General features: G+C 63.6%; 21 protein-coding genes. 10 read left to right on the top strand and 11 right to left on the bottom strand.

Annotation, left to right across the window (positions count from 1 at the left end; genetic code table 11):
• Nucleotides 1-6: 6 nt before the first annotated feature.
• Together AC4HIX_RS15465 and AC4HIX_RS15460 are read right to left on the bottom strand one after the other, a co-directional pair.
• Nucleotides 7-732 carry an SDR family NAD(P)-dependent oxidoreductase gene (locus AC4HIX_RS15465; RefSeq protein WP_490399615.1) on the bottom strand — a complete coding sequence of 242 codons (726 nt, stop codon included), beginning with the start codon at nucleotides 730-732 and terminating at the stop codon, nucleotides 7-9.
• The gene (locus tag AC4HIX_RS15460) at nucleotides 729-1,499 is read right to left on the bottom strand and encodes a DUF1365 domain-containing protein (protein ID WP_490399614.1); all 771 of its coding nucleotides are present in this window, start codon (nucleotides 1,497-1,499) and stop codon (nucleotides 729-731) included. The genes AC4HIX_RS15465 and AC4HIX_RS15460 overlap by 4 nt, the downstream gene beginning before the upstream one ends.
• Nucleotides 1,500-1,623: 124 nt before the next feature.
• Between AC4HIX_RS15460 and AC4HIX_RS15455 the strand changes: the two genes are divergently transcribed.
• Genes AC4HIX_RS15455 through AC4HIX_RS15430 form a run of 6 tightly spaced genes read left to right on the top strand, consistent with a single transcriptional unit; the run spans nucleotide 1,624 to nucleotide 7,894 of the window.
• Nucleotides 1,624-2,973 carry an NAD(P)/FAD-dependent oxidoreductase gene (locus tag AC4HIX_RS15455; protein WP_490399613.1) on the top strand — a complete coding sequence of 450 codons (1,350 nt, stop codon included), beginning with the start codon at nucleotides 1,624-1,626 and terminating at the stop codon, nucleotides 2,971-2,973.
• Nucleotides 2,912-4,069, top strand: coding sequence for a class I SAM-dependent methyltransferase (locus tag AC4HIX_RS15450; protein ID WP_490399612.1), 1,158 nt, complete (start codon nucleotides 2,912-2,914; stop codon nucleotides 4,067-4,069). Before AC4HIX_RS15455 ends, AC4HIX_RS15450 begins: the two co-directional genes overlap by 62 nt.
• On the top strand, nucleotides 4,062-4,553 hold the full coding sequence (locus tag AC4HIX_RS15445) for a hypothetical protein (protein ID WP_490399611.1): 492 nt from the start codon (nucleotides 4,062-4,064) through the stop codon (nucleotides 4,551-4,553). The genes AC4HIX_RS15450 and AC4HIX_RS15445 overlap by 8 nt, the downstream gene beginning before the upstream one ends.
• A gap of 2 nt (nucleotides 4,554-4,555) precedes the next feature.
• Nucleotides 4,556-5,782 (top strand): MFS transporter, encoded by a 1,227-nt coding sequence (locus AC4HIX_RS15440; RefSeq protein ID WP_490399610.1) that lies wholly within the window; start codon nucleotides 4,556-4,558, stop codon nucleotides 5,780-5,782.
• Nucleotides 5,779-6,327, top strand: coding sequence for a DUF3833 family protein (locus tag AC4HIX_RS15435; RefSeq protein WP_475047565.1), 549 nt, complete (start codon nucleotides 5,779-5,781; stop codon nucleotides 6,325-6,327). Before AC4HIX_RS15440 ends, AC4HIX_RS15435 begins: the two co-directional genes overlap by 4 nt.
• 19 nt (nucleotides 6,328-6,346) lie before the next feature.
• Nucleotides 6,347-7,894 carry a cryptochrome/photolyase family protein gene (locus AC4HIX_RS15430; protein WP_490399609.1) on the top strand — a complete coding sequence of 516 codons (1,548 nt, stop codon included), beginning with the start codon at nucleotides 6,347-6,349 and terminating at the stop codon, nucleotides 7,892-7,894.
• 60 nt (nucleotides 7,895-7,954) lie between these two features.
• On the opposite strand, the gene AC4HIX_RS15425 is transcribed toward AC4HIX_RS15430, so the two are convergent.
• The 3 genes from AC4HIX_RS15425 to AC4HIX_RS15415 are packed head-to-tail and all read right to left on the bottom strand — an operon-like array spanning nucleotide 7,955 to nucleotide 11,006.
• A complete protein-coding gene (locus AC4HIX_RS15425; protein WP_490399608.1) occupies nucleotides 7,955-8,989 on the bottom strand; it encodes an ABC transporter substrate-binding protein in 1,035 nt (344 codons plus the stop codon).
• Nucleotides 8,959-10,344: a sensor histidine kinase gene (locus AC4HIX_RS15420; RefSeq protein WP_490399607.1), complete on the bottom strand. Its 1,386-nt coding sequence runs from the start codon at nucleotides 10,342-10,344 to the stop codon at nucleotides 8,959-8,961. The genes AC4HIX_RS15425 and AC4HIX_RS15420 overlap by 31 nt, the downstream gene beginning before the upstream one ends.
• Nucleotides 10,341-11,006 carry a response regulator transcription factor gene (locus tag AC4HIX_RS15415; protein ID WP_490399606.1) on the bottom strand — a complete coding sequence of 222 codons (666 nt, stop codon included), beginning with the start codon at nucleotides 11,004-11,006 and terminating at the stop codon, nucleotides 10,341-10,343. Before AC4HIX_RS15415 ends, AC4HIX_RS15420 begins: the two co-directional genes overlap by 4 nt.
• Nucleotides 11,007-11,123: 117 nt before the next feature.
• On the opposite strand from AC4HIX_RS15415, the gene AC4HIX_RS15410 reads away from it, so the two are divergent.
• The 3 genes from AC4HIX_RS15410 to AC4HIX_RS15400 all read left to right on the top strand — a co-directional run bounded on the left by AC4HIX_RS15410 (nucleotide 11,124) and on the right by AC4HIX_RS15400 (nucleotide 14,361).
• Entirely contained in the window at nucleotides 11,124-12,107 is a 984-nt protein-coding gene (locus tag AC4HIX_RS15410; RefSeq protein WP_475047574.1) for a tripartite tricarboxylate transporter substrate binding protein, read from the top strand.
• Nucleotides 12,108-12,347: 240 nt separating this feature from the next.
• Nucleotides 12,348-12,842 carry a tripartite tricarboxylate transporter TctB family protein gene (locus AC4HIX_RS15405; RefSeq protein ID WP_421054398.1) on the top strand — a complete coding sequence of 165 codons (495 nt, stop codon included), beginning with the start codon at nucleotides 12,348-12,350 and terminating at the stop codon, nucleotides 12,840-12,842.
• Between the two features lies 1 nt (nucleotide 12,843).
• Nucleotides 12,844-14,361: a tripartite tricarboxylate transporter permease gene (locus AC4HIX_RS15400; protein WP_475047576.1), complete on the top strand. Its 1,518-nt coding sequence runs from the start codon at nucleotides 12,844-12,846 to the stop codon at nucleotides 14,359-14,361.
• A 160-nt stretch (nucleotides 14,362-14,521) separates the two neighbouring features.
• Here AC4HIX_RS15400 and AC4HIX_RS15395 read toward each other — a convergent pair whose 3' ends face one another.
• From AC4HIX_RS15395 to AC4HIX_RS15385, 3 genes are all read right to left on the bottom strand, one after another.
• Nucleotides 14,522-15,187 (bottom strand): acyl-homoserine-lactone synthase, encoded by a 666-nt coding sequence (locus AC4HIX_RS15395; protein ID WP_490399605.1) that lies wholly within the window; start codon nucleotides 15,185-15,187, stop codon nucleotides 14,522-14,524.
• Between the two features lie 61 nt (nucleotides 15,188-15,248).
• Nucleotides 15,249-15,884, bottom strand: coding sequence for a helix-turn-helix transcriptional regulator (locus AC4HIX_RS15390; RefSeq protein ID WP_475047579.1), 636 nt, complete (start codon nucleotides 15,882-15,884; stop codon nucleotides 15,249-15,251).
• A 197-nt stretch (nucleotides 15,885-16,081) separates the two neighbouring features.
• The gene (locus AC4HIX_RS15385) at nucleotides 16,082-16,426 is read right to left on the bottom strand and encodes a helix-turn-helix domain-containing protein (RefSeq protein ID WP_490399604.1); all 345 of its coding nucleotides are present in this window, start codon (nucleotides 16,424-16,426) and stop codon (nucleotides 16,082-16,084) included.
• Nucleotides 16,427-16,721: 295 nt separating this feature from the next.
• On the opposite strand from AC4HIX_RS15385, the gene AC4HIX_RS15380 reads away from it, so the two are divergent.
• On the top strand, nucleotides 16,722-17,036 hold the full coding sequence (locus AC4HIX_RS15380; protein WP_490399603.1) for a hypothetical protein: 315 nt from the start codon (nucleotides 16,722-16,724) through the stop codon (nucleotides 17,034-17,036).
• A gap of 136 nt (nucleotides 17,037-17,172) precedes the next feature.
• On the opposite strand, the gene AC4HIX_RS15375 is transcribed toward AC4HIX_RS15380, so the two are convergent.
• The 3 genes from AC4HIX_RS15375 to AC4HIX_RS15365 form a co-directional block, all read right to left on the bottom strand.
• On the bottom strand, nucleotides 17,173-18,093 hold the full coding sequence (locus tag AC4HIX_RS15375) for a nucleoside hydrolase (protein WP_490399602.1): 921 nt from the start codon (nucleotides 18,091-18,093) through the stop codon (nucleotides 17,173-17,175).
• A gap of 17 nt (nucleotides 18,094-18,110) precedes the next feature.
• A complete protein-coding gene (gene pth / locus AC4HIX_RS15370) occupies nucleotides 18,111-18,794 on the bottom strand; it encodes an aminoacyl-tRNA hydrolase (protein ID WP_490399601.1) in 684 nt (227 codons plus the stop codon).
• Nucleotides 18,795-18,869: 75 nt separating this feature from the next.
• A complete protein-coding gene (locus tag AC4HIX_RS15365) occupies nucleotides 18,870-20,111 on the bottom strand; it encodes an NAD(P)/FAD-dependent oxidoreductase (protein ID WP_490399600.1) in 1,242 nt (413 codons plus the stop codon).
• Between the last annotated feature and the right edge of the window lie 22 nt (nucleotides 20,112-20,133).

Below are 20,133 nucleotides of genomic sequence, written 5' to 3'. Positions count from 1 at the left end.
CCAGCCTCACTTTCCGCGGTAAACCAGCCAGTCGGGCATCAGATCAAGTGCCTTGATCGCGTAGGCGAATGGACGGGGAAAGTCCGTCCGGAACCGGCGCGATTGCATGGCAGCAACCACGTGCCCGGCGGCGTCCTCAGGCTCCATCAGCTGCGGCATCTTAAAGCTGTTCTTGTCCGTCAGCCGGGTTTTGATAAAGCCCGGGTTGACCACGCGCACAGTGACGCCGCTGTCCTTCAGGTCGTGGCGCATGGTTTCTGCAAGGCTGATCAGCGCCGCCTTGCTGGCGCCGTAACCGATGGACGCCGGCAGCCCCCGGTATCCGGCAAGCGAGCCGACCAGCGTGATATCCCCGCGGCCCGCCTTTACGAACCCGGGGACCACTTGCCCCAGAACGCGCAGCGCACCGGTGAAATTCACATCGCTCATCCCCAGAACCGCCTCGCTATCCCAATCCTGGGTACGCATCGGCTCATAGGCGCCTGCGTTGTACAGCAGTGCATCGACCGGCCCGGCCTGCTGCGCGGCATTCGCAACCGATTCCACATCTGTGACATCCAGCGGCACCGGCTCTGCCTGGCGCAGCTCTCCTGCCAGCGCGTTCAGTGCATCCTCTGACCGCGCCGACAGGATCAGCCGGGCGCCGGCCCGGTCCAGCCGCCGCGCTACCTCGCGCCCCAGACCGTGGCTCGCCCCGACCATCCAAATGGTTTTGCCTGCAAACTGAGTCACGCTTTGCCCCCCGAAAATGTCGAGCTGTCAGAGATCAGCGGCTCCGGCGGTTCCGGCTTGCGCAGGAATGGCGCGCGCTTGACCCAAAGCTTGAGCGCCTGCCAGTAGATCAGCACCACCACGCGGGCTGCGCCCAGCGGCCTGCGCAGGGCAGCCCGCAGCAGGCCGCCGGCGGTCACCGGACGGCGCAGGCCATTCAGCGTCGCCAGCACACCCTCGCGCCCGTTGGCGTAGGAAATCCGGATGTTGAACGCCCGCTTTGTCATTTCGAAATTGAACCTGTAGCGCCCCGCGACCTGCTGAAACGGGGACACATGCATCAGCTTCTCCGCTTCGATCACATCGCTGCGCTGGATCGGGCGGAAATCGGGATGCGCCGCGAAATAGCAGTGGCGGTGGCCGAAGGTGTTGTTCACCTCCGCAATAAAGGCCCGCGGGCTGCCATCTTTGACCGCGATCCAGAAGCTGACCGGGTTGAAATGGAACCACAGGAAGCTCGGCTGGGTCAGCAGCAGCAGCTGGGCCCCCTCCAAGGGAAACCCGCGCCGCTCCAGCTCCTCGCGGAACCAGGCGGCGCCGCGCCCGTTGCCGCGGGGGCCGCCGTGGCGGCGGTCGTGAATCGAGAACAGGTTGAAGCGGTTGCGCGACAGCAGCGGCGGCGCGCCATGGGTCATGTCAGTCAGAATATAGTCCACACCGTAGCGGAAGGCATTCCTCAGGCTGCCCCGGCGCGCGTGAAAAGTCTGTGCTGCAATATGTTCGATCATGCACCGGTTACGCAGCCGCCGCTGCCCCGGATCACCCGCAAACACAGTTTTATCGGGAACGAAGTGATCCGCATTCTTGCCCGCGGCGTATCCGGTCGAAACAACAGCAAGGGAAAACCGACACATGCTGGATCAAACTCAGGGGCCACGGCGCAAGATTGCCATCGCGGGAGCCGGTATTTCAGGGCTGTCCGCGGCGTATTACCTGTCTGAACGGCATGATGTCACCTTGTTTGAATCCGCCCCCCGGCTGGGCGGCCATGCGCGCACAGTGCTGGCGGGCAAGAACGGCGATCAGCCGGTGGATACCGGTTTCATCGTATTCAACTACGCCACCTACCCCTACCTGACCCGGCTGTTCCGCGAATTGGACGTGCCCGTAATCAAAAGCGAGATGAGCTTTTGCGCCAGCATCGACGACGGCCGCCTGGAATACGGGCTGAACAATCTCCGCATGCTGGCCGCGCAGAAACGCAATCTCGTGCGCCCGCAGTTCCACAAGATGGTCGCCGATATCATGCGCTTCGGCAAACGGGCCGAGGCCGCCGCAACCGATGACGACAAGACCATCGGCGAGCTGGTGGAGGAGCTGGGCCTCGGGAGCTGGTTCCGCAACCACTACCTGATGCCGATGTGCGGCGCGATCTGGTCGACCCCAGTCACCGACGTCGATGCCTTCCCGGCCAAATCGCTGGTCCGTTTCTTCCGCAACCACGCGCTGCTGGCGGGCACCGGCAAACACCAGTGGTGGACCGTCAAGGGCGGCAGCATCGAATATGTCCGCCGTCTGGAAGCCGCGCTGATTGCCCGCGGCTGTGAGATCCGCACCGGCTCCCCGGTTCAAAACGTCACCCGCCGCGCTGGCCGTGTGTCAGTTCAGGCCCAGGGAGCGGACCCGCGCGTCTTTGATGACATCATCCTTGCCTGCCATTCCGATCAGGCGCTGGCCATCCTTGGCGCTGATGCCACTCAGCTGGAGGCCGCCGCGCTTGGGGCAATCCGCTATCAGCCGAACACGGCAGTGCTGCACTGCGACGAAGGGCAGATGCCCAAGCGGCGCAGCTGCTGGTCCAGCTGGGCCTACCGCAGCCAGGACGGCGGCGTCGGCGTCACCTACTGGATGAACCGGCTGCAAAGCATCCCGGAAAGCGATCCGCTGTTCGTGACCCTGAACCCCACCCGGCCCATTCCTGCGGACAAGGTCTATGACACGGTGGAGTTCTCCCACCCCGTTTTCGACAAGGCAGCCCTGCGCGCCCAGCGCCAGATCCGGGCGATGCAGGGGCAGAACAACACCTGGTTCGCGGGCGCCTACAACCGCCACGGCTTTCACGAAGACGGCATCGCCAGCGCCATGCGGATCGTCCGCATGATGAATTCTCTCACCTACTCACCGGTCAAAGGAACAGATCATGGCATTCACGGACAAAGCTCTTCAGTCGGAATTCCTGGACACCTGCGCGCGACTGCGTGAGGGGCGGCTGACGCTGCGCACGCCGGATGGCGCACGCTATGAATTCGGCGACCACGGCCCCGAGGCCGAAATGCAGATCAACGACTGGGCCGCCGTTTCTGCGATGGCGGCGCACGGCCAGGTCGGGCTGGGCGAAGCCTATGTGCAGGGCCTGTGGGACACGCCGTCCGTCGAGGGGCTGATGCAGCTGGCGATGCGCAATCGGGACCACCTGGGAAGCTATGATCAAGCCAGCCCGCTGAACCGGGCCAAGTTCCGCATCGTCGACACCCTGCTGCGGGCCAACTCCAAACGCGGCGCCCGCAAGAACATCCGCGCGCATTATGATGTGGGCAATGAGTTCTACCAGCTGTGGCTGGACGACGGCATGACCTATTCCTCCGGCCTCTTCGGTGCCGGCGGCGATGACCTGGCGCAGGCGCAAACCCGCAAGAACGCCCGTATCCTGTCGCGGCTGGGCGATGGCGAGCAGGTGCTGGAGATCGGCTGCGGCTGGGGCGGCTTTGCCGAGCAGGCCAGCGCCGAGGGCCGCGACGTCACTGGCGTCACCATCTCGCGCAACCAGCACAGCTATGCCGAAAGCCGCCTGGACGGGCGCGCCGACATCCAGCTGCGCGACTACCGCGATATCGAAGGGAAGTTTTCAAGCATCGTCTCCATCGAGATGATCGAAGCTGTCGGCGAACGCTACTGGCCCAGCTATTTCGCCAAGCTCAAGAACAGCCTGGCCGAAGGCGGCCGGGTGCTGCTGCAGGCGATCACGGTGCGCGATGATTTCTTCCCGACCTACCGCACGTCCTCCGACTACATCCGCCAGTATGTCTTTCCCGGCGGCATGCTGCTGTCCGATGAAGTGATCGCGCAGCAGGCAAAGACCGCCGGGCTGCAAGTCGCGGACAATTTCGCCTTTGGCCAGGACTACGCCAAGACCTGCCGGATCTGGGCCGAGCGTCTGGCTGCTCAGAAGCGCCGCATCATGGATCTGGGCTATGGCGAGGCGTTCTTCCGAAACTGGCAATACTATCTTGAGATCTGCGCCGCCTCCTTTGCCATAGGCCACACCAATGTGGTGCAGGTGGAGCTGGCCCATGCGTAAGCTGCTCCTGACCCTCTGCCTGCTTGCGGTGCCGGCGGGTGGCTTTGCCTCTCCGGTTCAATCGCTGCTGCCGGGGGCCGAACAGCGCGGCGCGGCGACGTTCCGGTTTCTTGGCCTGCCGGTCTATCAGGCCCGGCTGTTCACCAGAGGCGCAGCACCGCTCGACTGGTCCCAGGATTTCGGCATCGAGCTCACCTATCAGCGCCGGCTGAGCCAGGATGATCTGGTCGAGGCAACGCTGCGCGAAATGCGGCGCCTGGGATATTCTGCGCCCGGCCGCACCCAGTTTGAGGCCTGTTTCAAGGGCGTCTCTCCCGGCGACCGGTATCTTGCGGTGAGCCAGGGTCCGGACCGGGTCAGGTTTCTACGCAATGGGCGCACCGCCTGCACCCTGAACCAGGCAGGTATCAAGCGCAGCTTCATGTCGATCTTTGTCGGGGAAAACACCCGCTCTGACCGCTTCACCCGCGCGCTCCTGGGCTGATGATGCTGTATCCCCGGGTCAGCCTCTATGCGATGATGCTCGCCTCCGCGGGGATCCCGCTTTACATCCACCTGCCGCAGTTTGCGTCAGTCAACCTGGGGATCGGATTAGGGGCGCTTGGCGGCATCCTGCTGGGGATCCGACTGTTTGATCTGGTACAGGACCCGTTGATCGGCTGGGCCATTGACCGCTGGCCGCAGTTGCAGTTTTGGTTCGCGCTGGCGGCGGCGGGCGGCCTGGCCGTCGGATTTCCGCTGCTGTTCGGCCTTTCGGCAGGCCCCCTCGTGGTGCCAAAGCTTGTCCTTGTCCTGTTGCTGCTGTTCTCGGCCTACAGCCTGGGCATGATCCTGCTCTATGGCCGCAGCGCGACACTGGCCAAACAGTCCACCGCGCGTGAGCTGATGACGCTGGCCGCCTTCCGCGAAGCCGGAATGCTGAGCGGCGTGATCTTCGCCGCCATCGCACCAGCGGTTCTGGTAGCACTCGGGGCTGCAGGCCAGGGTTATGCGGCCTTTGGCCTTGTCCTCGGGGGCTTTGCCCTGTTCACCGCGGCGGCCACCCGGCCGGTCTGGATGCGCCCGGCGGTCACAGGTCAGCCGTTGTCAGCCATGGCCCTGACACAAGCCGGCGCGCTGCGCCTTTTGACCTTGGCGGTGCTCAACAGCCTGCCGGTGGCTCTGACCTCCACCCTATTTCTGTTTTTTGTCGAAGACCGGCTGCAGCTTGCAGGTTACGCCGGGCCGTTGCTGGTCCTGTTCTTCCTCTGCGCCGGGCTCAGCGTGCCGCTGTGGGCACGCCTCAGCCAGCGGGTTGGACCGAAACAGACGCTTCTGATCGCCATGCCGCTGGCCATTGCCAGCTTTGCGGGCGCCGCAGCGCTCGGCCCGGGCAGCCTGCTGGGCTTTGCGGTGATCTGCGCGGTGTCGGGCGCCACCCTGGGTGCTGACATGGTGCTGCTGCCCGCCATGTTCAGCATCGCGCTGACCAAGGCTGGCCTCAACGCTTCCGCCGCTTTCGGCATCTGGTCCTTTGCCGGCAAGCTGGCGCTGGCATTGGCCGCCGCCCTGGCGCTGCCGCTGCTGGAGCAGCAGGGCTTCCGGCCCGGAACGGACAACAGCCAGCAAGCGCTCACCGCCCTTGCGCTGGCCTATGCCGTTCTCCCCTGCATTCTGAAAACCGCCGCCTTCGCCTTTGCCCTGACCCTGCCATCAGAAAGAGCAACAGCATGAAACTCCTCACCATACTCCTCGCGATCGTTCTTCTTCTGATGATCGCGAAAACCTACCTGTTCAGCTTCCGCTTCCAGTCGCCGGATGATTATGCGGACACCGGCCCGCAATTCATCCTGACCAAGCACCTGTCCGGTGAGATCCTGTCCGAAGGCGTGATTTTCGGTCCCACCGGCAAGATGGCTAACAGCTTTACCGCCAGGATGGTGGGCGAATGGGATGGCGACACCGGCACGCTGAGCGAGGAATTCACGTATTCCAACGGCGTCACCCAAAGCCGCAAATGGTTCCTGACCCTTGGCCCTGGAAACACATTCACCGCAACGGCCGATGATCTGGTTGGAGAGGCGCAGGGCATCGTGTCCGGCTCCACGGTGCAACTCACCTATGAAATCATCCTGCCTGAAAGCGCCGGCGGGCACACCCTGAAAGCCACCGATTGGCTGTATCTGACTGCTGACGGCGTGATCATGAACAAGTCGGAAATGCGCAAATTCGGGCTCAAGGTTGCGGAGCTGGTCGCCACCATGCGGCCTGCCGGCTGACCCTTGACGGTGACACCCAATGACCTCCTCTGACGATCAGTCCGGCGAGCGCAGCCTCATCCTCATTCTAGGCGATCAGCTCAGCCGCAACATCGCCGCGCTCCAGGGCGCAGAACCCGACCGCGACATCATCCTGATGGCGGAAGTTGCGGAGGAAGCCGGGTATGTCCAGCATCACAAGAAGAAGATCGCGTTTCTGTTCTCAGCTATGCGCCACTTCGCGCAGGAGCTGGAGGATGACGGTTGGCAGGTGCGTTATGTGCGCCTCGATGACCCGGATAACTCCGGCAGCCTGACCGGCGAAATCGACCGGCTGCTTGCAGAGCATCCGGTCGACCGCGTCGTTGTGACCGAACCGGGCGAATACAGGTTGAAATCCGCGTTTCTTGATTGGGCAGAGGCGGCGGACATTCCCTTGGAGATGCCGCAGGAGAGCCGGTTTCTCTGCTCCCATGACCGGTTTCGCGAATGGGCCGAAGGGCGCAAGCAGCTGCGTATGGAGTATTTTTACCGCGAGATGCGCCGGGAAACCGGGCTGCTGATGGACGGCGATGAGCCGGAAGGCGGCAAATGGAATTTCGATCACGAAAACCGCAAACCGGCCGATGGCGGATTGTTCCTGCCGCGTCCGCCGGAAACCAGCCCGGACGCCATAACAGAGGAGGTTCTGGATCTGGTCGAGGCCCGGTTTGGAAACCATTTCGGCACCCTGCGCCCGTTCTGGTTTGCAGTCACCCGGGACGGTGCGCTGGAAGCGCTGGAAAGCTTCGCCGACAAGGCGCTTCCCGGCTTTGGCGATTATCAGGACGCAATGCTGGAGGGGGAACGGTTCCTCTATCACTCCGTCCTTTCACACTACATCAACGCAGGCCTGCTGGAGCCGCTGGAGGTCTGCCGCCGGGTGGAGCGGGCATATTACGAGGGGGATGCCCCCCTCAATGCCGCCGAGGGTTTCATCCGCCAGATCATCGGCTGGCGCGAATATGTGCGCGGGATCTACTGGCTCAACATGCCCGGCTATACCGAACAGAACTTTCTGGAGGCCACCCGCCCCCTGCCCGGCTTTTACTGGACGGCTGAGACGGACATGGCATGCGTGGCGGCTGCGGTCCGCCAAACCCGCGACGAGGCCTATGCGCATCACATCCAGCGGCTGATGGTGACAGGAAACTTCGCCATGCTGGCGGGCGTCGACCCGCATCTGGTGCATGAATGGTACCTGGCAGTTTACGCCGACGCCTATGAATGGGTGGAGGCCCCCAATGTGATCGGCATGAGCCAGTACGCCGATGGCGGCCTGCTGGGGTCGAAGCCCTATGCCGCCAGCGGCAATTACATCAACAAGATGTCCGACCACTGCGCAGGCTGCCGCTACAGCGTGACGCAGAAGACCGGAGAGGACGCCTGCCCCTTCAACCCGCTTTACTGGGATTTCCTGGTGCGAAACCAGGACAAACTGCGCAACAACCCGCGTCTCAAGCGCGCCTACAGCACCTGGGACAGGATGTCCGGGGCGCGGCAGGAGGAATACCTGGACAGCGCCCGCAAGGTGCTGGACCAGCTTTGACCGCAGACGCCGGGACAGCAGGACGGGACGGCCGTCTTGGCTGCGCGCACCGCAGCAGCGTCATTCCTTCCGGACCGCGCTGAACCATTCCGCCATGAATCGACGGCGTTTCTCGGCGTCCAGATAGACCAGCAGACCAGGCCCCAGCTGGATCGGCCGTTTCGGGCTGGCGCTGTCCACAAAGGCGACCGGCGGCTGAGAGAAGGGATAGTTTGCCGCCGGCGGCTGCGACCAGGCTGCGGCCGCCAGGTGATCGACAAAGCTCCGGGCAAGACCGGGCCGCCGCCCGCCCCTCAGCAGCACGGCGGAACGCATCATCAGGTGGGTGTAATCCTCGGGGTCGATCACGATGATCTTGTCCGCCAGATCCCGCCGGGCCCGCGCATAGCTGCCCAAGACGTTATAGGCCACCAGGATTTCTCCGGAGGCGACGCTTTCGATCATGCTGGACGAACAGCAGAACAGCTGCGGATCCAGGCTGCCCATGACCTCCATCAGCCGCCAGTAGGTTTCCGCTGTGCGCGCGTCCTGGGTCGCAAAGAGATAGCCCAGCCCGCTGAGCGAGACATCATAGGTACCCACCTTGCCGCGGAACCGCTCCGGCTGGGCGCGCAGCAGCGAAATCAGGTCCTGCCGTGTGCGCAAGGCTTCGCCGCCGGAAAACGCTGCGGCTGACACGACAATGGACGCAGGCTCCAGGGAAAAAGCAAACACATGGCCGCGCCATTCGCCCCATTCCGGGATCAGAGCGGTCGATGCGGACTGATGAGGCCGGGTGAACCCGTCATTGGCCAGTTTGGTTTGTAAATCCATGGCCGAAGACAGGGCAACGTCAAAGGGCTCCTGCCCCTCCAGCACCGCTTTCATCACCTCGCTGCTGTTGGCCACGGTGTACTCTATCGCCACCCCCGGATGATCCTCCAGAAAGCTGCCGATCAGCGGTTCCAGAATGGCCGTGTCCGTGGTTGAAATCACCCGCAGCGGGGTACCGTCCTCAGGCCCGATCCAGTGCCGTTCCTCCACTTCAAAACCGGCTGCCGCTGCCGCGGCAAAGGACAGAACTGTCAGGAGAGCGGAAAACAAAGCGTTACGCATGCGCCAGCTCCTGTTTGACTGTCCTCGATAATCAGGCGGCCGCCGTGGGCTTCGGCCACCTCGCGGGCAATGGTCAGCCCCAGGCCTGAGCCGATGGTGTCCCCGGCATTGCCCCCGCGGACGAAACGGCGGGTCAGCGCCTCGGTATCCTCACCGGCAAAGCCGCCAGCCTCATCTTCCACTTGGATGCATGCCTCGCTGCCGGAGTTGGCCGAGCGGACCCATATGTCCCTCTCCCGGCCGGAATACTTGATGGCATTGTCCAGAATATTGCGGACCGCGTTCTGCAGCAGGATGGCATCGCCTTTGACGCGGGCATCGTCATCACTTTGGAAATGCAGAACAATATCCTTGAGCTCCGCCACCGGCTGCAGCCGCTCCGCCAGATCGCGGGTCAGCGCGGTCAGATTGACCTCCTCCTGCTCCAGGCTGTCTGTGCGGAACGACACCATCGCGTGATCCAGCAGCTGCCCGGCCGCGCGGGAGCTTTCGTCGATGGCGCGGATCATCTCGCGCAGGCTGGCCCGGTTTTCCTCCCGATCGACCCGCATCAGGGTGACCTCCGCCTGGGTGCGCACCGTCGCCAAGGGCGTGCGCACCCGGTGCGCAGCTTCGGCAATGAAATCCTCGGAGCGGGTCAGCGACGCTTGCAGACGGCTGATGAAGCTGTTGAGCGAGGATACCAGCGGCGACATCTCGGCAGGCACCGGGCGGGTCACCGGGCGCAGATCCTTGGGCCCCCGCCGCGAGATCGCCTCAGTGAGCGACCGCAGCGGAGTGATGCTGGACTGCGCTGTCCACACCGCCAGGCCCGAGGCCAGCACGAAGAAGCCCACCCCCAGGTACAGCGCGGACCGGAACAGCTGCTCCAGCAAGGCGGCCTGGCCGGTGCGCGTCTGGGCCACTGAAACCTGAACCGCCACCGGCGCGCCCTGCGCCGACAGGCGGCGCGACACCGTCACCGCCCGGATCGTCTCATCTTTGTACTCAGCGGTTTCGAACCGCGGCTGCCCCGGCTGCACCGGCTGGTTACCGGCGGGCAAATCGGTGTATCCGGTCAGCACCCCGGCAGGGCTGGCGATCCGGTAAAACACCCGGTCGTCGCTGACATTGCCCAGCATCGACAGGGCGGCATAGGGAATATCGGCGGTGATCTCCCCCGCTTGCACCGACACGGAATCCAGTATCGACGTTGCCGAGGCCAGCAGGATCCTGTCGTGGCTTTCCTCGGCGACGTTGCGGACAAACCCCAGCACCGCAAAGAACAGGATCGCCGCCAGCAGCGCTGCGCTGCCCACCAGCTGCAGCAGCAGGCGGCGGCGCAGGGAGCCGCTGACATTGACCGCAGCACTCATCCCAGGCTCAACCGGTAGCCAAGACCGCGCACCGTGGTGATCTGCACCCCGGACCCGGCCAGATGCTTGCGCAGCCGGGCGACATAGACCTCGATGGCATTCTCCGAAACTTCCTCGTCATAGGAAAACAGCCGGTCGACCAGTTTCGCCTTAGAAAAAATCCGGTCCGGCGCGTTCAAGAACACCTCCAGCAAGCGCAACTCCCGGTTGCGCAATGTGATGGTCGTGCCTCCGTTGGACAGCGTTCCCGCCATCGGGTCGAACTGCAGGTTTCCGAATCGCCGCAGGTTGGAACTGCCGCCGCCGCGCCGCCGCAGCACCGCCCGGCAGCGGGCTTCCAGCTCGGAAAAATCGAACGGCTTGGTGATGTAATCATCGGCGCCAAGGTCCAGCATCCCGACCCGGTCAGAGACCTCCGAGCGGGCCGTCAGAACGATCACAGGGGTTTCCTTCGCCTTCTCCCGGTGGGCCTTCAGGAAGCTGCGCCCATCCCCGTCCGGCAGCATAATATCCAGTAAAATCAGGTCGTAATCCGTCGTGCCGGAAAATGCCGAAGCGGTACTCACATCCGGCGCATGATCCACAACATGCCCGTCCAGCCGCAGCCGGTCCAGAATGGCCTTTGCCAGGCTTTCGTTATCCTCAACCAGCAGGAAGCGCATCGGCGCGGCTCCTTTCCAAACTGTTCTTGGCGGCCCCGTGACAGGTTTGTGTCAGCTTGCTGTGCTCACTTTCAGTCATGAGCGGCTTGACCGCGTTTTGTCAAATGGGAGGACAACATGAACAAATGGACCCTGACCCGCCGCGCCGCGCTGGCGGCCACGGCGGCAGCGCTGGCTTTTGCCGCCCCGTCCTGGGCCGAAGAGCAGGTGGTCGACAGCATCCACTTCCTGATCCCCGGCGGCGCAGGCGGCGGCTGGGACGGCACCGCGCGCGGCACCGGCGAAGCGCTGACAGAGGCCGGACTGGTGGGCAAGGCGTCTTACGAGAACATGTCCGGCGGCGGCGGCGGCAAGGCGATCGGCTACCTGATCGAAAACGCCGCCAGCCAGCACGGCACGCTTATGGTGAACTCCACCCCGATCGTGATCCGCTCACTCACCGGCGTGTTCCCGCAGAACTTCCGCGATCTGACGCTGGTGGCGGGAACAATCGGCGACTATGCGGCCATCGTGGTGGGCAAGGACAGTCCGATCAATTCGATGGAGGACCTGCTGGCCGCCTACAAGGCCGACCCGCGCGGCACCGCGGTTGGCGGCGGCTCGGTTCCGGGCGGCATGGACCACCTGGTTGCGGCGATGGTGATGGAGGCCGCGGGCGAAGACCCGACGGCGGTGAAATACATCCCCTATGACGCGGGCGGCAAGGCCATGGCGGCGCTGCTGTCGGGCGAAATCGCGGCGCTCAGCACCGGGTTTTCCGAAGCCATCGACCTGGCCAATGCCGGCGAGGTCAAGATCATCGGCGTCACCGCCGATGAGCGCGTGGACAGCTACCCGGACGCGCCGACGATGAAGGAACAGGGGCTCGACACCACCTTCGTCAACTGGCGCGGCTTCTTCGCGGCCCCCGGGCTGCCCGAGGACAAGCTGGCCGCCTACCAGGATGCGCTCGCCAAAATGTACGATACCCCGGAATGGGAAGAGGTCCGCGCCCGCAACGGCTGGGTCAACATCCACAATTCGGGCGATGATTTCCGCGCCTTCCTGGAGGACCAGGAACAGGCCATCGGCGATCTGATGAAGAAACTCGGCTTCCTCTGAGCCCGGCGCAACCGCGGGGGCTTTGCCCCCGCACCCCCAGGATATTTACAGCCAGAAGAAGCCCGCCCCCAAACTGCTGTCAACTGATTGGCTTCCGCGCCCGGCGGCGCAGAAAACTGTTTTCAGAGCGCGGGCACAGTCCTTCTTCTAGCCTCAAATATCCCGGGGGAGCCGCGCAGCGCGCGGCGGGGGCAGCGCCCCCTCCCTTCCTTCAATTCCCTCTAAATACCGGAGGAGAACATGGCACTCGACCGCTGGATTGCCCTGGTCATTCTGATGATCTGCCTCGCCTACGGCTATGCGGCCTTCTTCACCATGGATGCCGCCCTGCCGCCCTTCATGAAACGCAACCCGATCTGGCCCAGCACCTTCCCTAAGATCCTGTCGGTGATGGCCATCCTGGTGGCACTCTACGTGCTGCTGGGGTTTGAAAAAGGCGCTGACGACCCGAAGCCGATGGACATCAACTACCGCCGTCTGACGGAGTACAAGCTGGGCCAGGCGCTGGCGCTGCTGGGACTGATGGCGGCCTATGCGCTGCTGCTGCGGCCCGCGGGCTTCCTGCCCGCAACCGTGGGCTTTCTGGTTGCCGGCGCCTGGGTGCTGGGTGAGCGCAAGCTGCACATCCTGCTGCCCGTCACCGCCGGGGCGGCCGGCGTGGTCTGGTATCTGGTGCAAGAGGTGCTTGGCATCTTCCTGAGCCCCTGGCCCGCATTTCTGACAAACGGAGGCTGACATGCTCGAAGGCATCATGGTCGGGCTGGGAACGGCCTTTTCCCTCACCAATCTTCTGATGGTCATCGGCGGCTGCCTGATCGGCACCTTTATCGGCATGCTGCCGGGGCTGGGGCCGATGTCGATCATCGCCATCATGATCCCGGTGGCGATCTCCATCGGCGACCCCTCCGCCGCGCTGATCCTGCTGGCAGGTGTTTACTACGGCGCGATCTTCGGCGGCTCCACCTCCTCGATCCTGATCAACGCGCCCGGCGTTGCCTCCACCGTGGCGACCAGTTTCGACGGCTACCCGCTGGCCCGCCAGGGCAAGGCCGGCAAGGCGCTGACGGTGGCGGCGATCGCGTCTTTCTCGGGCGGCACCATCGGGGCGATCCTCTTGATGATCTTCGCCCCGGCGCTGGCGACCGTGGCGCTGCTGTTCCATTCGGCCGAATACTTCGCGCTGATGGTTGTGGGGCTCTCGGCGATTGCCGCCTTTGCCGGGTCCGGCCAGGTGGGCAAGGCGCTGCTGATGACGCTCCTGGGGCTGATCATGGCTACGGTGGGCGAAGGTGCTTTGTTCAACATGCCGCGCTTCACCATGGGGATTATGGATCTGCAGTCGGGCTTCGGCTTCATCACGCTGGCGATGGCGATGTTCGCCCTGCCCGAGGCGATGTATCTGGTGCTGGACCCCTCCCGCTCTAATTCCGGCAGCGGCAGCAACGAGATCAAGGACCTGCGCATCACCAGGGACGAGGCCAAGGCCATCGCCCCGGTGATCGGGCGCCAGTCGATCCAGGGCTTCCTGATCGGCGTGCTGCCCGGCGCGGGCGCCACAATTGCCTCTTTCCTCGGCTACGCGGTGGAGCGCAACATTGCCCCGAAGGAGGAGCAGGAGCAGTTCGGCAAGGGCTCTGTCAAAGGCCTCGCCGCGCCGGAAAGCGCCAACAACGCCGCCTGCACCGGATCCTTTGTGCCGCTGCTGACGCTGGGTATCCCCGGCTCCGGCACCACCGCGATCCTGCTGGGGGCGCTGATTGCGCTCAATGTCTCGCCCGGGCCGCGGCTGATGGTGGATGAGCCGCAGATCTTCTGGGCGGTGATCATCTCGATGTATCTGGGCAACCTGATCCTCTTGATCCTGAACCTGCCGCTGATCCCCTATATCGCCAAGGTGCTGGCGGTGCCGCGCAACTACCTGATCCCCTTCATCCTGTTCTTCACGCTGATGGGGGCCTACATCGGCCAGAACAATGCCACCGAACTGCTGATCCTGGTGGGTTTGGGGATCTGCGCGACGGTGCTGCGGTTTGCGGACTACCCGCTGGCGCCGCTGCTGATCGGCTTCATCCTGGGGCGGATGCTGGAGGACAACTTCGCCCGCTCGATGCAGCTGTATGACGGGCTGGGGTTCATCCTGGAACGGCCGATGACCCTTGGCCTGCTGGGCCTTGCGATCATTCTGGTGGTTCTGCCCAGCTACCGGGCCCGGCGCGCCCGGCTGCGGGCCGAAGGGTCTGCCGACGCGGACTGATCCGCATCGGGAGCAAGGCGTGCCCCGCCTGCCGGCCATCTCCGCAGGGGCGGCCAGAAGAAATTGCAGCTGCCGGACAAGCATTTGCCCGGCAGCAGCGGGTTCAACCGGCGGGGCAGCAACAGCCCCGCCAAACAGCCGCAGGATCACGGCACCGCTGTTACGCAGCCCCTTGCAGCTCAGGCACCAGGCCGAATTGCGAAACAGGCGAAACATAATACGCTGCCAGGTCCAGGTTCACCTCTGGGTCGCAGGCCATCAGAAACGACCGGTATTCGCGTCCGTCATCATCGCAGATATAACGGGCCGGCTCCCTGCGCACAGAGTACCCGAACCGTCTCAGCAACAACCCCAGGCTGCGCGGCGATAGCGACATCATCTCTGTGGCGCCAAAGCTGTAAGCCGCCTGGCACAGCCCGGCAACAACCAGCTTGGTCTCTATGGACGGCTGCGCAGCGTCCGCCAGGGTTTCGTCCATCACGAAACGGGTGCACTCCCATGTCCGGCCTGTCTCCGGGTACTCGCTCAGCAATCCGCCAGGTATGCCTTGGATTTTACCGTCCCTGGCGTCCTTCAGCATATAAGTCCAATAGCCGTCACTGCCGCCGCAGGACGCAGCACGCGCCCCGGCAACGATCCGGCGGCCCTGCGTGACAACCGAGTACACGGCTCCCGGCCGGTCGTACTGATCCTGTTCAAAAGTTCCATCATGATTCAACCCCCAGCCGAGTTCATCCACCAGCTTCTGTTTGCGCAGGGCAAGAAACCCCTGATACGCCGCTTGGAAGCTGGACCGCTGTTCGTAAGAAAAAATATGTAGCTGCATGGCGCTCTCCTTTTTGCAGCGCCATGATCGAAGGGTCTTAGCCGTTTGAAATCCTGAAGTGTCAGATCAGTCCGAATTTTATTACTTGTGATATCAGCTGTGCGCTTGTCTTGGCTTCAAGCGCTTGCATCGCGGTCCGCCGCCGGGCTCTGACCGTTTCCAGCTTGACCCCTAAATTATCAGCGATTTCCTGATCTTTGCAGCCGTTGCACATCATCCTGAGAACATCTTTCACCGGAGCCGTAAGCGTGATTGCGTTGGACGGCTCAAATTCCAGCGCGTGCAGCGCATAGAGAGCCGCGCGGGCGATCCGCAGGTCTTCGCCCCTCCACTCAGGACCAGAGCAGCTCAGCACAGAGACGCGCCCGTCAGCGCTGATCGCCAGCGTATTGCCGTGGTTCAGCCCAAAGGCCGCGGCGTCTTCAAAAAACGTCTTTGACGCAGGAAAAAGCCGCTCTAGCTCTTTCCAGGTTGCCCAGCCGGTGCTGCTCAACCCGTACTGAATGGTCGGGTCAACAAGCAGGTAGGACTGGTCGACATAGCGATCCACCCAGTCCTTGGCATAAGTGCTGTGGACGAACACCGGTTCTACCCCGTTGAAGCCCACACCAATGGAATATCCGTTCTCAGATATTTCATCCAAGGACCTCAAAAGAATGCCGCGTATATCACTTCTCATATTGTAATCCACACGCATAGTATGCAACCAAATCATATGATACCGCAAAAAGCGATTATCATAAATGATAAATACCTTACCCGGGCAAGACTATGCAAAGAGAAAAGATTACCGCGGCGACCTTAGAAGCGCTCTTACGCACGGTCGCCGAGGCCAACCAGGAAAGGCCCCGCCAGGGAACCCGCCTGTTTAAACGAATTATCGAAAGGATAGAATCAGCGCGCTCGGGCGCTGCTGATGAGCCGGCTAACTAGTATTGCGTCATCTTCTGTAAGATCCGCTGCTTTATCCAGAACGCTACGGTCATCTGCGTTCGGCTCATCTGAAAACAGATAAGCCATGTCTATATTTGCAACTTCACAAATCCGGATGATCCGCGCCACGGTCGGATTGAACCGGCCATTCAGCACCTTGCTGACGTACTCCGGATTATTGCCTGCGGCTTCGGAAACCTCATCATAGTCCAGGCCGCGGATGTCCAGCGCCTGACGAAGGCGCTGCCTCCAAAGCTCAATCCCCTCATCAGCAGAGAGTTGTGTTTTAGTGTCGTGTTCTTTCATAGCAGCAGCATACACAGAACTATAGTTCCCGCAAATAGAATTATAATTCGATCTTCGATATCACTTAGTCCAGATATTCGCGGATCAGCCCCCAGAAACCGATTTACACCCGCACGCAGATAGAACTATATTTCTATCGCGGCAAATTGCGGGAGGACGCGATGACATTCAGGACTTCAAGACCCCGGCGGATCGGGCCGCAGGGTACAGATTTCCTGAACAGGCCCGCAAGCACGGGCAGCCGCGGTTCCGGACAGCTGTTCTGCTTTTTTTGATGACGCTTGGAGTTTTTGAGATGAACGCCAGTAATGCCGCCCTCCCTGAAACGCAGGCAGAACGCATTCGGGCCGTGATTGCCGCAGCCCAAGACTACGCCCACGCACGCGAAGCCTTCGATGCTGCCTCCAAGGGGCTGGAGCACTCGCACCATCAGAACAGCAGCACATCCGGCCAGCTTCTGGATGAACTCGACGCCGCCGCCGATGACATGGGCATGCGGCAAGCACGGGTTGCAGACTTGATCGCCTCGCTGGTCAGTGACGGCTCACTGGAAACACTAAGCCAACTCCTGGCAACCGAGGCAGCCGTTCCCCGCAGCAGCGGCACCTAAGACCGCCTGCCAAGCGCCTCGCGCCGCAACGGCGCTGCCCGGACCGGCAAGCCGGCAAACAGACTCCAAACCGCACGTCCGCTGATCCGCACCCGCCCGCCTGGCAGCGCGCGGGGCTATGATCGTTTTACGAGGCTTAGGGCAGCAGCGTCAAACGGTTGAGGAACTGGGATTTCACCGTTTCCGCTTCCACAGTCATGCAGACGTTGACCGGCTCCCGCCCGCTGTCCGGCGCCGCCAGCGTAGCGCCGGAGGTTTCGCCCTCGCAGGAGACCTCAAGCGGCACCTCACGCATCCCGAACAGTTCCGGATGGGTGCAGGCAATCACCGCCGCCGGGTCATGCAGCGAACAGCCATTTTTGCCCGCAACCTCCTGATAGAACTTGAGATAGAAATACGACATCTCCTGAAGCATCCCGCCCAGATCCGGCGACTTGGCCGCAATCGCCTCGAAATCCTCCGCCAGGCAAAGGATCCGGTGGGTGACGTCCAGCCCGACAAAGACCACCTTACCGCCGCCCTGGCAGACCACGTCCGCAGCGTGAGGGTCGTGATAGATATTGGCCTCGGCGTGGGGCGTGATGTTGCCGCCCTCTTCCAGCGAGCCGCCCATCACCACGATAGACTTCACGTTCCGGATGAACTCCGGATCGCGCTGCATGGCGAGGGCAATATTGGTCAGCGGGCCGATCGGGCAGACCACCAGCTCGCCCTCATGCTCGCGCGCCATCCGGCAGAGGAAATCCGCGGCATCCTCCGCCAGCGGTTTGCCCTTGGGCTCTGCCGCGGGGATGTCGCCAAAGCCCTCCTCCCCATGCACATGGGACGAGGGTTTGAACGGCGGCAGCACCAGCGGCGCGGTCGCGCCGGAGGCCACCGGCACGTCCAGCTCCGCCGCTTCCAGCAGGCGCAGCGCGTTGCGGGTGGCGGTAGCGGTGGTCACATTGCCGAAGATCGTGGTCAGCCCCAGCAGGTCAATGTCCGGCGCCGCGGCGGCGTAAAAGATCGCCATGGCATCGTCGATGCCCGGATCGGTGTCGATAATCAGTTTCACCATCTCTTGTGCCTCCCGGCTCACTTGAACTTGTCCATCAGCTTTTCCAGCGCCGACCGGGTGTCCGGCGCCGGTTCTGCCTTGGCCGCCTTCTCCGCCTTTGCTTCCGGCTTGGGTTTGGTGGTGGAGCTGCGCGGCGGCGCCACGCGCAGGGCGACCGCGTTCATGAACTTGCCGCCATCGCCCTTCGCCAGCTCTGCCGCGCCATCGGAAATCCCGCGCATCAGGTCGTCCAGCCAGCCCTCATCCGCCTTCGGGAAGTCGCGCAGCACATAGCCCGCGACCGCGTCCTTATGGCCCGGATGGCCGATCCCCAGCCGAACCCGCGCATAATCCGCGCCGATATGCGAATGGATCGAGCGCAGCCCGTTGTGGCCCGCATGGCCGCCGCCCTGTTTCATCCGCGCCTTTCCCGGCGCCAGGTCCAGCTCGTCATGCAGCACCACCACATCGGCAGGCGTCAGCTTGTAAAACCGCATCGCCTCGCCCACCGACTGGCCGGAGAGGTTCATGAAGGTCTGCGGTTTCAGCAGCAACACCTTCTCACCGCCAAGATTGCCTTCGCAGATCAGCGCCTGGAACTTGGACTTCCACGGACTGAACCCGTGGTCCGACGCGATCTGGTCCAGCGCCATGAAGCCGATGTTATGGCGGTTGCGCTCATATTTCGGGCCGGGATTGCCCAGCCCCACAAAGAGTTTCATGGCCTCTGCCCGCTTGCGTTTCCGTAGCCCCGAGTGATGCCCTATTTGGCCCCGGGAATCCAGAGGCCGGCAGGCTCAGGCAAAGGCCCGGTCCGCGGCAAACGGCGCCAGATCGATGTTGGGCTGGCGGCCTTCCGCCAGATCCGCGATCAGCCGCCCGGTGATGCCGCCCAGGGTCAGCCCGATGTGCTGATGGCCAAAGGCATAAAGCACCCGGTCCGTGTGCGGGCTGGGCCCAATGACCGGCAGCGAATCCGGCAGCGTCGGGCGGTAGCCCAGCCATTCGCTGTCCGGCTTGGGCAGGTCCCCCAGCATCTCCGCCCCCTTGCGGGCAATATAGGCCAGCCGCCGCTGGTTCGCGGGCGCTTCCAGCGCGGCAATCTCCACCGTGCCTGTCAGCCGCAAGCCTTTGGCGTGGGGCACCGCGTAAAACCCCGCCTCGCCCCAGCCGACAGGCCGCGTCACCCGGTGCGCCTCGCCCGCATACATCAGGTGATAACCCCGCTCGGTCCCCAGCGGCAGCTTGTCCGTGCCCGCACCCTTGATGCGTTTCGAGAAAGCCCCGCTGGCGATCACCGCCCGCCCCGCGGTCAGGCTTTGACCGTCCGCCCGCAGCTCCACTCCGGTGTCCGAGGTCCTGATCGCTTCCACCGGCGCCCGCAGCGTGGTGCCGCCCAGTTCGGTGAAGGCCCGGTGCATCCGGGTGATCAGCTCCAGCGGGTCGCGCAAGTGCCGGGCGGCGTGGAAATGCACCGCGCGCTTGACGGGCAGGCGCAAGCCCGGCTCCATCTCCAGCGCTTCCTCCGCACCGACCTCGCGCCAGGCCACCCCCAGCGCGCGGCGCTGCTCCAGGTCCGCCGTTGCCGCCTCCGCCGCCCTGGCGGTGGACCAGACCGACAGCTGGCCGCGCTCCACCACCAGGTCCTGGGCGCCTGCGGCCTCGATCAGCGGGTTGATCCCAGCATCGGCGTGGGCCAGCAGATCCGCCAGATGCCCCGCAATCCGGCGCGAGGGCGCGGCGCGGCAGTTGGCCAGAAAGGACAGCATCCAGCGCGGGTTGCGCAGCGCATGGGCGTAAGACAGGGACAGCGGACTGTCCTTGGAGAACATCAGGCTGGGCAGGCTCGTCAGCACAGAGGGGCTGTTCACCGGCAAGCAGGCATAGGTCGCAAGCGTGCAGGCATTGCCATAGCTGGTCCCCGATCCCGGCGGCTCAGGGTCCGCCAGCAGCACCCGGTGCCCGCGCATCTGCGCCCACAGCGCGCAGCTCATGCCGACCGCACCCGCACCCGCAATGGCAATATCGTAATCACCCATGCCCCGCTCCCCTCTGTTCAGG

It is taken from the genome of Leisingera sp., assembly GCF_982940295.1.
This window is presented reverse-complemented; position numbering and strand designations above follow the sequence as displayed.